The 16,191-nt window shown below is 56.1% G+C and carries 8 protein-coding genes; 7 read left to right on the top strand and 1 reads right to left on the bottom strand.

The features are described from left to right. Window positions 1-8: 8 nt before the first annotated feature. The 7 genes from Fuma_RS08000 (at window position 9) to Fuma_RS07970 (ending at window position 14,107) form a co-directional block, all read left to right on the top strand. The gene (locus tag Fuma_RS08000; protein WP_077023661.1) at window positions 9-2,507 is read left to right on the top strand and encodes a heavy metal translocating P-type ATPase; all 2,499 of its coding nucleotides are present in this window, start codon (window positions 9-11) and stop codon (window positions 2,505-2,507) included. A 73-nt stretch (window positions 2,508-2,580) separates the two neighbouring features. Continuing rightward, complete coding sequence (locus Fuma_RS07995; RefSeq protein WP_083731889.1) at window positions 2,581-3,813, top strand: DinB family protein; 1,233 nt, start codon at window positions 2,581-2,583, stop codon at window positions 3,811-3,813. A gap of 99 nt (window positions 3,814-3,912) precedes the next feature. Next, window positions 3,913-5,367, top strand: a complete 1,455-nt coding sequence (locus tag Fuma_RS07990; RefSeq protein WP_077023660.1) for a sulfatase — start codon at window positions 3,913-3,915, stop codon at window positions 5,365-5,367. A 39-nt stretch (window positions 5,368-5,406) separates the two neighbouring features. Further along, on the top strand, window positions 5,407-6,054 hold the full coding sequence (locus tag Fuma_RS07985) for a DUF502 domain-containing protein (protein ID WP_077023659.1): 648 nt from the start codon (window positions 5,407-5,409) through the stop codon (window positions 6,052-6,054). Between the two features lie 78 nt (window positions 6,055-6,132). Further along, window positions 6,133-7,518: a sulfatase family protein gene (locus Fuma_RS07980; protein ID WP_077023658.1), complete on the top strand. Its 1,386-nt coding sequence runs from the start codon at window positions 6,133-6,135 to the stop codon at window positions 7,516-7,518. Between the two features lie 97 nt (window positions 7,519-7,615). Further along, window positions 7,616-10,630, top strand: coding sequence for an exo-alpha-sialidase (locus Fuma_RS07975; RefSeq protein ID WP_077023657.1), 3,015 nt, complete (start codon window positions 7,616-7,618; stop codon window positions 10,628-10,630). 306 nt (window positions 10,631-10,936) lie between these two features. Continuing rightward, window positions 10,937-14,107, top strand: coding sequence for a DNRLRE domain-containing protein (locus Fuma_RS07970; protein WP_077023656.1), 3,171 nt, complete (start codon window positions 10,937-10,939; stop codon window positions 14,105-14,107). 145 nt (window positions 14,108-14,252) lie between these two features. Here the strand turns inward: Fuma_RS07970 and Fuma_RS07965 are convergent, their stop codons facing one another. Further along, complete coding sequence (locus Fuma_RS07965) at window positions 14,253-16,151, bottom strand: TIGR03545 family protein (RefSeq protein ID WP_077023655.1); 1,899 nt, start codon at window positions 16,149-16,151, stop codon at window positions 14,253-14,255. Between the last annotated feature and the right edge of the window lie 40 nt (window positions 16,152-16,191).

Raw genomic sequence — 16,191 nt, 5'->3', positions numbered from 1 at the left:
ATTGATTCATGGCCAGCACCGCCGCAGCTGAAGCGGTTGATGGTCCGTCGCTTGCCCCGTCGGCCAAAGGACAATGTACGTACTGTGGTCTGCCAGTCGGCACAGTCGATACACCCGCCTACTGCTGCTATGGGTGCCGATTCGCTCATGCTGTGGTGCAGGAGCAGGGGAACGAGGGCGCCATCCGGTGGACGGTCATTCGCCTCGGGCTGGCAATTTTCTTCACGATGAATCTGATGGCGTTCACGATGACCATGTGGTCGCTGGACGTCTACGATGTTGAGCCCGACCCGTTTCAACTGACGCTGTTCGAGGTCTTCCGCTGGCTTAGCATGCTGTTCGCTTTGCCAGTGCTGCTGCTCTTGGGGGTTCCCTTATTGCAGAACGCGATCGACAGTTGGCGGCAACGCGTTTATTCCACGGACCTTCTGATTGGTCTCGCCGTGTTCGCCGCTTATGCGACCTCGGTGATCAACGTCGTTCGTGAATCCGGCACGATTTATTTCGAAGTCGGCGCCACCGTGCTGGTCATGATCACTCTGGGCCGGTGGATCGAAGCCGCCGGAAAACAAAAAGCGACAGAAGCGCTGGATAAGCTGCTAACGCTATTGCCAGAAACAGTCAACCGTATCACCGCTCAAACCCCGGATGTGGATAGTGGGACAGACTCGAGTGAAGAATCCATTGCGGCGGCCAGTGTTGCTTTGGGCGACATACTGCGCATCCGGGCGGGGGAACGTTTTCCTACGGACGCCACGATCACACGCGGCCGCACGACTGTCGATGAGCAGGTCTTTACCGGTGAGAGCATCCCGGTTGAAAAATCGGTGGGCAATTCGGTTTTGGCGGGAACCGTGAACCTGGACGGTGATCTGCACGTGCAAGTTACGTCAAAATTTCGGGAAGGTTCTTTCGGGCGGTTGCTGGCAATGTTGCAGGAAGCCAGAGCGGCTCGCGGCTACTACCAGCGGTTGGCCGATCGAGTCGCCTCGTGGTTCTTTCCTGTGATAACTCTTGTCGCTGCGGCAACACTGGCGTGGCACTGGTCGGCGGGCGCAGGAATCGCCATTCAGACCATGATGTCTGTGCTGTTGATCGCATGCCCGTGTGCTCTTGGTCTGGCGACTCCACTGGCCGTCTGGACGTCATTGAGTACTGCGATCAAGCATCAGGTATTGTTTCGTAGCGGCGAAGCGGTCGAACGCCTGGCCGGTGTGAAAGCAGTTTGTCTGGACAAAACGGGCACGCTCACAACTGGTACTCCACAGGTAAGCCAAAAAGCATTCTTCGGCGACGGTTCGCCCGACGATGCGTTGCAACTTGCCGGACACCTTGCGTCGTCGTCGACACATCCATTTTCGCGAGCCGTCGCGGCCTATTGCCTTCGCGATGACCAGGCATCTTGTAAACTGAATTCAGAAGCGACGCGGCCGCTGGAGAAACCTGTAACAGACGTTGCCTTGGCGAACGCAAACACGTGTACAACACAGTTATTGAATTGCCCTTACCTGGCAGCCGCAGCCAATGGTTGTGCTCTGAGTCGCGGCCAGGCTGTGCATGTACCGTCCAGTCGCGTCGCCGAGGTGCAGCAAATGGCCGAGATCGAAGGTTTGCTCGGCAAGTTCGATTCGGGATCTATGGCCAAAGCTGGCCATTTAGGCGGACCGTTTATCGATTGCAGCCTGCATTCTCTACGGACCGTGCCGGGCGGCGGGGTTGAGGCGAATCTTTCGGATGGACGATTGGTCAGGCTGGGGAGCGTCGAATTTTCGTGCTGCAGTATGCATCGGGCCGAAATGCTGCCAGCCGGTTCGGTACCAGACCTCTGCGTCGCGTGCCAGGCGAGTGTTTCTTTACCGCTCCGAATCCAACTGGATCGGTTGCGGATGGCGGCGGACCAACAGGCGGCGTCAATCGTGCTGCTGTCGATCGATCGGATTCCTGCGGTCGGTTTTCTGCTTTCGGAAGCTGTCCGTCCGGAAGCCAGGTCGGCGTTGACAAAGCTGGCCGAACAAACCGAAGCGTTGCATGTGCTGTCCGGCGATCGACCTTCGAAAGGGCGATTTTTAACGGAACACCTCAATGTGCCGGGACTGAACGTCACCTGCAGCCTGAACCCCGAACAGAAAGTGTTGCGAGTGGCCGAAGTGCGTCGGGAGCACGGCAACACGGTCATGGTGGGAGACGGAATCAACGATGCTCCGGCATTGGCGGCCAGCGACGTCGGTATCGCCATGGGTTGTGGAGCCGACGTGTCGCGAGATTCGGCTCAGTTGTGCCTACTTAGCAACGACCTCACTCGCATTCCCTGGGCCATCGATCTGGCTCGACGGACTCAAAAAGTGATTCGACAGAATCTGTTCTGGGCCTTTGGATACAATGCGGTGGGCGTGTGTCTTGCAGCGAGTGGCCTTTTAAATCCGGCAATCGCGGCTGGGTTGATGATCGCGAGTAGTCTGCTGGTCATTTCGAATTCTCTGCGATTATTATCGACAGAAAGTCCGTAATCTGACGCGGATTCGGTGTACGCTGCGGGGCAGTACTTCCTGTTTCGCAACGGTCCGAATTCGGAGTTCAGCCATGTTTCTGCCGCGTCAACGATCTGGTGCACTTGTCGGCCTGTTGCTGGCCGCCATTGTTTTGCCAGGCGCGACGCACGCGTCAGACGGCGAACCTCTGGCACTTCGCCGCTGGCCCGGTGGAGCCGTCTCCATCGAAACGCATTGGGGGCTGCAGCTTGCGATCAACGCTGCAGCAGACACCGAAGAACGGCTGCCTCGCCCAGCCGATCAACACGTGGCCACGAGTGACGACCTCGACCACGTCCTGTACCGGCCGCCCAACGCTGCCAAAGCCCTTTGGATCTCTGCAGCCGAAGCCGATCGGTTGCAGCCCACAGCGGATGGCAGGCAGGCGAAACCTGGTGAGAATGCACTGCGAGTAAAGTCGGTCGGTCCTCGCCAAACGGCTGCCTGCTTGAGGATCTCCGTCGACGGTGTGCTGATTGCATTCGTGCCGGTCGATGCCATGCAGCAAGCAAAAGGTCTGAAAGGCGAAGCCCTGAAGGATGCCGACGTGCTGATCCTGTCCGTTTCTGATGGCAAGCAATTGCAGCAGAGCCAACTTTCGGGGTTCATCGCCGCAATTCAGCCAAAGGTCGTTTTGCTGAACCCGGTCACTGATGACGTGGAGCTGAAACTCGAAAAATTTCGAGAACTAATCGGTGCCACGGCGAAGGTCGTCGAAACTAACCACAACACGCTGGCCGTTTCGTCGACACTTGCCGAGACGCCAAAGCCGATTGTTGTCACGCTGTCGACGGAGCCGTGGCAGATGAATGATGAGCTGACCGAACTGTTCGCTGCCATGGAAAAATCGTGCAGTGATTCGCAGAAGGTCTTCAGCAAGTTGTCAGTAAAGCAGCTCAACTTCAAACCTGCCAATGGCACTCACACGCCTCGTTGGAATTGCGAGCACATGATGGGGCGCCAGTTGCTGTTCTTTTCGCAGATCTTTCACGCGATTGCCCCCGCCATTCCCGTGATGGATCTGAACCCCAAACAGATGCCACCAGATTATGAATTCGCTCATCCGGACTGGGACGGCAAAGAAGAAGCTCGACAAATGCAGCGAGTCAGCGACTTCACTCGCCGATTTGCCTACTTGTTAGATGGGCTCGAATTGAACAAGAAAGCACCAGGCAGCAGCTGGCCAACGTTGAAAGCATTGCTGCGGCAAATGATTCGGCACTACGGCGAGCACACGGCCAACACCGTCAAGAAGTTTGAACTTCCAGGTTGGCCGGACGAGTAATCACGCCAGCCTTCAATCTGCGATGCTTCATCGCTGACTAATAACGTTGGCGACGAAAACAATCTCGCTTTCGAATGAACGTCTGAACCGAAGGCCACTATGAGTTACCTTTCTGCCCCCGGCGCTGTCCTGTTATTATGTTGCTGCTTCGCCATCGCTCTGACTGTCTTTACGGTCCCGTCCAGCGACGCAGCACAACCCAACATTGTGTTGATTCTGGCGGATGACCTTGGCTGGTCAGACGTCGGCTGCTATGGCCACCCCTGGCATCGCACGCCACACATCGACCGATTGGCATCGGAAGGCATGCGGTTTACACACGGCTACTCACCTGCGCCCATTTGTTCCGCCGCGCGAGCCAGCATTTTGACCGGTCGCACGCCTGCTCGGCTGCAGTTTGAATTCGTCACAAAAGCGGAAGCGAGTCCCCAAAAGCTAGATGCACCTCAACCGCTGGCCGCGCCGCCATATACGTTGAACCTGCCGCTGGCGGAAATAACAGTCGCGGAAAGGCTGGCTACCTTAAACTATGAAACGGCTTTCTTCGGCAAGTGGCATGTGAGCCAACATTTCCAACGCTATCTCGGGTGGCATCCGCAGTTCGGGCCGCCCAATCAGGGCTTTCAGGTTGCTCAAGAAGACTTTGGCGATCATCCGTATGCATGGAAGAAGAACCCCGCGCCATCGGATTTGCCGGACGGTCAGTTTCCGGAAGATTCAATGGTCAATCGCGCGGCCGACTTTATCCGGAGTTCGCACCGCAAGCCGTTCTTCCTGATGATGTCGTCGTTTTATGTTCACACGCCGGTCAGGAATCGTTGTCGTTGGTTGGTCGAGCAGTATCAAGATCGAATTCCGGCCGACTCGCCAAACCGAAAAAAGCGACTGGAATACGCGGCCTTCGTGGAAACACTCGACCATCATGTCGGCACGGTTCTGAAAGCCATCGACGACGCACAGCTAATGAATGACACGCTGGTCGTGTTCATTTCTGACAATGGCGGGCACCCGGAATACTGTGCCAATGCGCCGCTGCGAGGTTCGAAATGGAACCTGTACGAAGGCGGCATTCGAGTCCCGTTTATCATTCGCTGGCCCGGACAAATCTCGCCCGCAACAACAAACGACACGCCGGTCATTGGCTACGATCTTCTGCCGACGTTTGTTGACATTGCGGGTGGCAAAGCGACGAATGTTGACGGTATCAGCATCCGTCCGGCATTCGGCGATCTTAACTGGTCACCGGATCGCAGTCTCCTCTGGCATTTCCCGTACTACCATCCGGAATCGACGTATTCAAAAGCGGTTGAAGAAATTGGCATCAACGATTTTGCGGTGAGCAAAACAAAACCTCAATCGGCTTTGCGGCGTTCGAACTTCAAAATCATAAACTTCGCCGAAGGTAATCGCCTTGAGTTGTATGATCTTTCAACGGATACCGGCGAGCAACACGACGTAAGTCACCGTTTCCCAGACGTCGCCGCGCGGATGGCCATGGAACTCGAACAACGCCTGACGGAAATGAACGCACGGCGAGCAACAGTCAACAAATAGTCCGAATGCCAGCAGTTGTTAGCTGTCGGAAAGCGATCGATGGTAAAAAAACACATTGAACGTTCCATAGGCTTCTTCCGCGCAACGGCGTTGGGGGGAGTGCTGTTTATTCTGCCGCTGGCGGTCGTGGTCGGCCTGCTCGGCTATGTCTACAGCTTTGTGGTCGTGCTCTACGATCCCGTCAAAGAATGGATTCCGGTCAGCACCGCTGCTGGAATCGCGGGGCTGTTTGCTGTCGCCGTCGCGGCTTTGCTGCTGGCCTGTTTTGCAGCCGGACTGATGGCTCACCGAGCCATTGGGCGTAAGGCAGCGCAGTTTGTTGAGAAATACCTGACGACATTCTTCCCGAAGTATGCCATCTACAAAGACCTGCTGGCCGGCAACATCGGTGGAACTCGAGATGTGCCATCACTGACGCCTGTGCTCGTGCAAACACCGGAATGTCAGCGGATCGCATTCGAATCCAGCAGAACGCCGGACAACTCCGTGGTGGTTTTCTTTCCGGGTGCACCGGACACGTGGATTGGAACGGTCGGCATTGTTTCGGCCGACAAAGTTGAACGACTGAACGTGCCGTTTAACGACGTGGTCGGACACCTGGAACAACTCGGCCGCGACCTGGGGCCGGCATTACCGACGACCGGTGGAGGCTTGACGAGTTCTGAGCCAGGCGCAACGGCTCAGTAGTGCGTCACTTCCGAATTCGTTGGCGTTCGGTATCATCGATCGTTCAATCAGGGAATTCGATAAGTGAGGGCGAGGCGAATGAGGCACTTTAATGCAGCGGCCGTCCTTCATTGCCTTCATCTGGTGTGTTCTGCTGCGACGTGCTCCGCCAGCGACAAGCCGAACATCCTTTTTATGATCGCGGATGACTGCACGTTCCGGGACATCGGTTGTTATGGCGGCCAAGCGCATACGCCGAACATCGACAAGCTGGCGACGGAAGGCATGCGCTTCACGCGGTGCTTTCAATCGGCGCCAATGTGCTCGCCAACTCGGCACAATATTTACACCGGGCTGTATCCCGTCACCAGCGGAGCGTACCCCAACCATACGTTTGTGCCGGACGGGACGAAAAGCGTCGTGCAGTACCTGTCGAAGCTGGGCTACCGAGTCGCTCAAAGCGGCAAAACTCATGTCGCGCCGAACAGCGTGTTCGACTGGGAAAAGATCCCGGGCCCGAAGAACCCTCAATTCGACAAAGTTGATGCGTTTCTGGGCGACAGTGCGAAATCGAAGACACCGTTTTGCCTGCTGCTGTGTTCCAACGAACCTCACACGCCATGGAATCAAGGCGATCCATCGCGATACCCGCCCGAGAAAATTACGCTGCCACCGCACTTCGTGGATACTCCCGAAACCCGCGACGGCATGTCGCGATATATGGCGGAAATCACTTACTACGACAGCCAGGTGGGTAAAGCGTTGCAGCTGCTGGAAAAGCATCGACTGGCCGACAACACGCTGGTGGTTGTGGTCAGTGAGCAGGGCAGTTCGATGCCGTTTGCGAAGTGGACTTGCTACGACAACGGGCTGCAATCGGCTCTGATCGCTCGCTGGCCCGGCCGAATTAAACCAGGGTCGGTGAATCCTGCGATGATTGAATACGTTGATCTGCTGCCAACCTTTGTGGAAGTTGCAGGCGGCAAGCCGGATGCGGCGTTGCAGGGAAAAAGCCTTCTGCCCGTGTTAGCCGGACAACAGGATCACAAATCGCACGTCTTCGGAATCATGACGACTCGCGGCATCAATTCCGGTTCAGATCACTACGGCATTCGTTCCATACGGTCAGAGAAATTCAAATACATTTGGAACCTGACGCCTGATGTGAAGTTTCAAAATGCCTGCACCACGTCTCCGGAATTTCAAAGCTGGAAGAAGCTGGCGAACACCGGAAATGAAGACGCCGCTGCAAAAGTGAAACGCTACCAGTTTCGACCTGAAGTGGAATTGTATGACGTCGTCAATGACCCGCTGGAACTTCACAACATCGCAGATGACGGACAATTTGCCGACGTCAAAGCCGAACTGCGATCAAAGCTGGAACAATGGATGCAGCAGTGCGGTGACTCGGGACAGGCCACCGAAATGGAAGCTCTGCAGCACATGAATCGTGGCCGCAGAAAAATTCAACGCCGTGTGAAGTGACCGCTGACTTGTTGTGCGGCACGGTTGGTCACATTGTGCAAACTGGCTACGATGCCCGCTTCGTTTTACCTGCCCTTAACTTACGGAACTTTCGGAAATGCCCGCAAGTAGATTGTCGCTGCTGTTGTTGACAGTGTTGGTTGCTCCTTTCACCGCGATTGCCGACGAAGCGGAACACAAGCTTCAACCGCTGCCTTACAATAACCCAGGTTTGGTGGTGGATTTGGGAGTCGGGCTTTGGGCATGGCCGATGCCGATCGACTATGACAACGACGGCGATGTCGACCTGCTGGTTGCGTGTCCCGACAAACAAACTCAGGGCGTGTACTACTTCGAAAACCCGACTCAGGATCCTTCAAACACAATGCCCGTGTTCAAAGCGGGCGTGCACGTGGGGCCGGCTGGTCACAACTATCAGATCAGTGAAATTGATGGCCAACCACGGATTCTGAAGCCCGGCTTTGAATTTCCCAGAGACTCCGAATCCGGCAAGTTCGATTTCACGAAGCCGCAAAAGATCTATGGTCGATCCAACGTCCATGAAAACCGAGTACGAGGAAATATGTGGCGGTACGTCGATTACGATGGCGACGGCGATCACGACCTTGTCGTTGGAACGGGCGACTGGACCGAATACGTCTGGGATCACGCCTTCGACAAAAACGGAAACTGGCGCAACGGTCCGCTGCACGGCTATGTCTATCTGATCTCCAACGATGGCAGCGACGCCGCGCCGAAGTATTCTGCAACGCCACAAAAGATTCACGCGGGTGGCGGCGAAATCGACGTGTATGGCTGGCCCAGCCCCAACTTTGCTGACTTCGATGGCGACGGTGATCTCGACCTGCTGTGTGGCGAATTTCTGGACGGTTTCACCTACTTCGAAAACCAGGGAACTCGGACGCAGCCGCAATACGCCACCGGCCAAAAGTTAAACGACATCAGTGGCGATCCCCTGGTGATGAACCTTCAAATGATCACGCCAACGGCGTTCGATTGGGACGGCGACGGCGACTATGACCTGATTGTCGGTGACGAAGACGGTCGCGTGGCACTTGTGGAAAACACGGGGCAAATGCGAAATCGGCAGCCAGTGTTCAAGGCGCCGCAGTACTTTCAGCAGGAAGCCGACACGCTGAAGTTTGGTGCTCTGGCGACGCCATTTGCGTACGACTGGGACAACGATGGCGACGAAGACATTCTGTGCGGCAACACGGCCGGCTCCATTGGCTTGTTCGAAAACCTCGGCGAAGGCAAGGGCAGCCTGCCCAAGTGGGCGGCGGTGAAACTGCTGAACGAAAAAAATGCAGAAGGCAACATTAAGCCGTTTCGCTTGATGGCGGGGTCGAGCGGTTCGATTCAGGGGCCGTGCGAAGCAAAGTGGGGCTACACCACGTTGTCTGTCGCTGATTGGGACGGCGATGGAGACGGCGACATCGTCTACAATTCGATCCTGTCACGACTTGGTCTGTTGACCAATGATTCCGGTATTCTGACCCATACTGACTTCGACACCGGCCAGAAAGAACAGCCGCCGGAATGGTATTGGTGGCAAACCGAATCACCTTCATCGTTGACTCAATGGCGAACGACGCCGGTCGCAATCGATTTTGATGCGGACGAAAAGCTCGACCTTGTGCTATTGGATCAGCAGGGATATCTGACACTGCGATCGGCTGGCGGAAAAGCTGAACGAATTTTCGTCGACGAACAGAACAAGCCAGTGCAGTTGAATGCCAAGTCGTGTGGCAGTTCCGGTCGGATGAAACTGGCGGTCGTGGACTGGGACGGCGATCGACGCCTTGACGTTCTGGTCAATTCTGAAAACGCGACGTGGTACCGCAACTGCGAGGATCGCGATGGCAAGATCGTCCTGAAGCAGGTCGGCAACCTCGCGAAACGCAACGTGGCCGGTCACACGTCAAGCCCTGCCGTGTGCGACTTCAACGGCGATGGCAAACCAGACCTGTTGGTCGGTAGCGAAAACGGCCGCATCTATCATATTGCTCACGCTGACTGCGTTTCATTTTCAGATGAACAGGTGACCGCAAGCCCGGCAAAGAAGTCATCGGCGCCTCGTTTTCCGGGACTTGTGATGGAAGAATTCGTGTTCAGCAAAGCGCCCTTCAAAGAATGTCATGCGTCAACGATTTGCAAGACAAGCCGTGGGCTCGTGACCGCATGGTTTGGCGGAACCAAGGAAGGCACGACGGACGTTGGCATTTGGACCAGTTACCACGACGGTGCCAATTGGACCAGACCGCAGCAGGTGGCAGACGGCGTGCAACACGACGGGCTGCGTTATCCCTGTTGGAATCCCGTTTTGTATCAGCCCCCCGGCGACGCACCGACACTGCTGTTTTTTAAGGTGGGTCCAAAGCCGCATTCGTGGTGGGGCGAAATAATGGTCAGCTATGACCGAGGCCGAACGTTTGTTGAACAGCGGCGTCTGCCCGAAGCGATTGACGGACCGGTGCGTTGTAAGCCGATTCTGATGCCAGACGGGAAGACCCTGTTATGCGGTTCGTCGACAGAGCACGATGGTTGGCGAGTTCACTTCGAATCGATTTCGCTGGTCAACGGTGAGCCGAGTGGCGTTTGGAAGCGCGTCGGGCCGATCAATCAGGCGAGCGAATTCAATGCCATCCAGCCGACATTGTTGCAACACGCCGACGGTCGACTGGAAGCTCTAAGCCGCACAAAAGAAGGCGTCGTTTCGACAAGTTCATCGACAGATGGCGGAAAGACGTGGTCGAAGATGGAGGCCACCAATTTGCCGAATCCGAATTCCGGAATCGATGCGGTCACGCTTAAGGATGGTCGACATCTGCTGATTTACAACCATCTTGGTTCCGGCAAAACCGGCTGGGGCCGTCGTGGTCTGTTGAACCTGGCGATTTCCGACGATGGCCAAACGTGGCATAAGGCGGGACTGCTGGAAAACGAGGAGGGCGCTGAATTCAGCTATCCGGCAATGATTCAGACGGAAGATGGAATGGTGCATCTAAGCTACACATGGAAACGAGACCGCATTAAGCATGTGGTGATCAATCCGGCATTGCTGAAAGCCGGAGAGGCGGTGAACAAGGATATGGTTTACGACAAGGACTAGAGCAATTTGCATTTTGTTGTGGACGGTTTGGGCTCGTGGGAACCGGCCGACGTAGGACAAAAACCGATGTCCGCGGCCGCAAGTCAGCGTGGAACGCTGTTGACGTTGCAAAACCGTTACCGACCGTCAGTCTTGCCAGTGTCCTAACTTTCGATGTTGCAAAAATGCAACATGCCTTCAAAACTGTCAGGCGACTCGAAAGAGTGGCCGATCGCGGTCGATTTTTGCCAGCACGACGCCAGAAAAACGCGAAGCCGTGTATTTTTATGAGAACAAAACGTTCCATTAAAATCACGAGTTTTCCGCATGCAAGTTCCACGCAAGAGTGACCGGCTAATCAGCAGCATCGAAACCCTGGAACCTCTGGTCCTGATGTCGGCGGGCGTCACCGATCTGGAAGCGGTTCACAAAGACGGGCAAACGTTCCTCACCTGGCAGGAAGACACGACACTGGCCGGCGAGGAATATCACGTCTACCGGCACACCGAAGCCATCACGGAAGACAATATCGATCAGGCCGAGCTGCTGACAGGACGATGGGGCCCGCTGGACGATGACACCTCGTTTCACCAACTTGCCGGCAACGGTGCGCCGCAGAATTTTGTGATCGAGGACCTCGGCTCGGCCCTTAGCGACGACACTGGACTGTTTGTCTACACGACTCAGGATGGCGAAAGCGGCGACGCCTTTTATGCCGTCACGCTGGTGGTGAACGGCAACGAACAAAGTTTGAGTTCGTCCGGCGATCAACTGGCCGCCGCCGTGCAGGAATCAGTTGCGGAAACGTCGCCGATTCTGGTGTCGTCTTTCAACGGCGGCAAGAGTCTCGTGTTCACTCAGTTTATGGACTACAAAGACTGGAATCCGACTTTCCAGGGCTACGCCTACGATTACTCAGTTGCTCTGCCGCAGAACTACGATCCTTCGCAGCGGTATGAATTACGAGTTGAGATGCATGCATACACGGAAGGGCATCGTCTAATTCCAGAATCAGAATTCGGCTGGGATGTGATTCAGCTGTTCGTCGATGACCCGGGTCTCGACAGAGGCACCGTGCATACATGGTGGTACGGTTTCGCAGCCGATCATAACTACGATACAGACGGACCAATTCCGACCAGCGGAACGATCGAAAACTTCACCGAACAACGCGTGTTGAAAGCGATCGATGAAGTCATTGCCAACGACGCCATCACGATCGACACATCTCGCATTAACGCCTTCGGCCATTCGATGGGCGCGTCGGCCGCTCTGGCGATGGGGATCCGGTACGGCGATGTCTTCGCGTCGATTTATGCCAGCGAAGGTATGACAGACTACGCAGCCAGTGCCGCGTTTCAGGATGAATTCGTACAGCTTTGGGGCAGTCAAGAGTCCAACCTTCAGGTCGTCAACAACGGCAAATATGCGGGACCGATCGCTCAGTATGGAGTTGGCGGTTCTGATCCAACCGGCGTGTGGGACTGGATGGATCACGGCGAACAGATTGTCCGGCTTCGCGGTCTGGAAATGTCGTTCTTCAACTTCGGGCATGGCAAAGCGGACACCGCGATCCCGTGGGAAACTCAGGGACAGCCGTTTATGGCGGCCGTTGACGCGGCGGACGTTGGCTATTCAGCCGAACAACGTGGCGACTGGGACCACACATGGATGGGCTTCGACTTTCTGCCGAAAACGCTGTTTAGCGATGCCAATGGCAATCTCAATGCCTGGTACTTCAGCGGCAACGACAGCCATCTGGCAATTTCGAACGCCACAGATTCCGGCACTCCCACGCCAACTCAGGGCGGGACGGATTACTACAACCAGACGATCGACTGGGCGACGCCGACTAATCCGTTTCACACCAGCGCGTTGGATACGGCGGACCACTACGAAATTAGTGTCCGGTCGACGACGAGCATTCAAACGGCAGACATCACGCCACGCAATTTCCAAAACTTCCGCGTAAACCCCGGTGATGTTGTCAGTTGGCAAAATGTTGATAACTCAAGCGGCGCAATTCTGGAACAGGGCCAGGTCACCGTAGACGCCGATGGTCTACTCACGCTGACAAACGTCAGTGTCACCACGGGGACCGGCAACCGGCTGATCCTGTCGGCTGATCCGTCACGCCCGACAGCACCTCCACCGGTTGTGGAAACGCCCTCCGTTGTTGATCCGCCACCTGTGGTGGAACCGCCGCCGGCTGTTGAGCCTCCACCAGTGGTCGAAGTCGATCCCGTCGAGCCGACAGTCGATCCGGAACCGCCTGAAGCAAATACTCCACAGTCACCGACCGATGGAACAACGCCGTCCGATCCCGTTACCCCGGCTGAACCGCCGACAACTGGCGGAACCACGCCGGCTGTTACGTCGCCCGAAGAAAACTCAAGCTCGTCCGGCTCAATCGAAGGCGAAACTGAATTACCGGTGGATGACGTTGTTATCGAAGAATCGCCGAACGACGATCCAAACGATGTGCCTCCGACGGACGTTACCAACGAATTCGGCGAAGCGGCTGAATCAGGCAACGATGATAGCGGCAATGATGTTTCCAATCCGATCAGCGACGCGGTTGAGCGTCTGGAGGCAACTGCCGACACGATGCTGACCAGCATGGAAAACGCGTCCGCCAATCTGGGTGGAGCTGAAACGCTCGCATTCTATTCCGCCGATGGAGGACAGCGCACTGCGTTGCTGAAGTTTGATACGTCATCACTTAACGGTGACAACGTTCACGCGGCCACGCTGCAGCTTCAGCAGCTCGCCCACCTGTATAGCGATTCCGCGATGGAAATTGCCGTGTTTGCGGTTGCTGCCCCGTGGCAGGAAGGAGCTGGCAGCGACAACTGGTCTGTGGCCGACGGCGGAGCCACATGGCAGTCTGAAGGCGGTGGCCAGCTAGTCACCGACTTCGATTTTGGAAACGGAGCGAACGGTCTGATCACCACGCTAAAGCTGGACGGATCAGATCCAGCCGACGGCACGGCGAAGTTCGATGTGACGGCCGCCGTCAATGCATGGCTCGACGGTCGCCTGGCAAACCACGGCCTGGCGCTGGTAGTCACAAGTGGCGAGTACTCAGAATACGTCTTTGCGTCGTCTGAAGCGACCGATGCGAACAGTCGGCCCGCGCTGCTGGTGCAGTCGCTGCCCGGTCCGTTGCCTTCGCCCAATCCGCAACCGACGCCGACGCCTCAGGATGGCCCCAACGGGATCGCCGCTGAGGACGCTCAGGGATTCGATGCATTCGCCGGGGCCACTGGCGAAATCCTGGATACAACGTCGCAGGGTGCTGACGGCGAGGATGCTATCGGCTCGGACGATCAGGGCAACGCGTCAAATCAGCAGTTCGACGACTTGACGGAGGTCGTGCAGGAATGGAACGGTTTCCAATCGCACAAGCGCGGTCGAGCGTTCCAGATGTCGCAGGAATCTTCGACCAACTACATCTTCCCGTCTGCCAACGCATTCCACCGCAGGTCTGGTTCGTAACTGCGAAAGCGTGGCTTGTCGGTCTGGCGATATCAAAACGGAAGGGCTCGGACTTCGCACGAACCGGCAAACCACCCAGCCGGCAAGCAGGTGCGACGGGCTCAAGAAATGTCGCCGCACCCTGCGCTCATGGCTCAAAACGCAATCAAAACAGCTTCTTCTTCAGCAGGCCTGGCAGCTTGTCCTGAAGTGTCTGCTGTGGATTCCGCAGGCCATTCAGCACGTCGTCTGTCTTGCTGCGGTATTCCTCAACCTTTTGCTGGTCCTTCTCCTTCAGCATTCCATTATCAGACGCGAACTTAAACACGGCGTCCGGTTGCAGGTTTCCGGACCGAAAGGCGCTGGCCAATTCGTTTGCCTGGTTCAGGCCGCTGATTACATTTTCGTAGTCGGCCAGAAGTTCCGACGCTTTGCCCTGATACTTTGCGATGAATTCCTGGCGTTGTTTGTCAACAAACGTATTCAGTTCTGCCGTTAGCTGTTGTTTCATCAATGGCACGAAAGACGCGAACGCCGTTTCAAATCCAGCCGCCATTTGCTCGCCCAGGTTCGACGAAATGTCGATCTGAGGGTTCCTGATCGTGCCGTTGATCTGCAGAGTTGCATTCACGGTGGAAATGCCCGCCAATGTTTGTTCGGCCATTCCCGCCAGCGACGCGGCGTAGCGATTCTGGACTCGCACCTGAGGCTGTCCAAAGTCGGACGTGACGTCAATGCGGCCGGTAATCCCGTCTTCGACCAGCGTTAGCCGAGCAACCCAGCGCATGTTGTCGATGCTGGCAGTCACGTGATCGCGATCCGGCTTGCCCGCTGACAATTGTTGCGGCACGCGATCAGTGTAATTGACGCCGAGGTCGGTAGTGGTGATGTCACCCGTCGCATCGTGGCGCACCACCAGATCGACCGGTGATTCGCCTTCTGTTGTGACTCGCAACAACGCAGGACGGCCGTGCATTTGGGGGTCGCTGGTCACGTCGGTCAGAGTGGCAGAAAACGGCGTGGGGATATCACTTAGCATGAATTCACCGTCGATCGACATCCGACGGCACAGCATACCGGGAGTAGGATTATACAACGGGAATTCGAAGTCACGACCGCGGCTGCGTTCCGGCGCTTCCGGAGCCTTCAGGTCCTCCTGATATCCCCGCAGAGTTTCGACCCATGTGAGCAGCGTCTGCAATTGCAGGTACATTTCTTCGCCGATCAGCGATTCTGTAATCTGCCGAGAATCCGGCTTAAGCATCTGAATTGCTTCAGCCGCTGTAGCTCGGTCATTTTTCTGAGCCTGGTCGAGTCTTGCAAAGTCCTGTTGCAGTTCGCGTGGCACGTTCGTCTTGAACTGAGTCAGCAGGCCGCGGGTGTCACGCAACAAGAGGTCTGACTGCTGAGCGATCTGCAGATACTTTTCGACCTGTTCAATCGTTTCGCCTTTTTTGGCGTCGTCAATTTGTCGCTTCAGTGCTTCCAGCTGCGCGCGAGACGTATCGAGGCGGACGTTCATTTCTTTAAAACGACCGTCCCATTTGATGTACAGTTCGTTGCCAACGCGGTACGACTCAAGTCGGTTCGGGTCGAGTTGTTGCTTGGCCTGCTGTGTGAAGTTCTCAACCCATTCGTCGCCGATGTTTTTCATTTTATCGGACAGCCACGGCGGGATAATCGGACCGGCCGGTTCAGCATCTTCCTCTACTTCAAGCTGCCCGTTGTCGTTCCGCGAAGTCCCGAATCGGACTCCGGTGACGACGGCTTCGTCCACAACAAACGACTTCCGCAGCAACGGGTCTCCTGCCATTTGAAGCCGCATTTCATCGAATTCGACAAGGTTCGTCCCCGGCTTTGTCCGGCTGGCCAGTGCGACAGAATTCACAAACATCCTGGGTGGAAAGAACCCGGTTTGCAGACTCGGCACGTCGGCTTTCGCTCCAGTGATCGACTGAGCGGTTTGCACGGCCGAATAGCGAAGCAACGGATCAAATCCGAACGCCATAAACGCCCAGATGATGCCAAGAATAATCAGTCGAGGTATCAGATAAGTCCAGCGCATGAATACTTCCGTGTACTACAAGAAATCCGGTTGACGCCAG

Source organism: Fuerstiella marisgermanici, assembly GCF_001983935.1.
GTDB lineage: Bacteria > Planctomycetota > Planctomycetia > Planctomycetales > Planctomycetaceae > Fuerstiella > Fuerstiella marisgermanici.
This window is presented reverse-complemented; position numbering and strand designations above follow the sequence as displayed.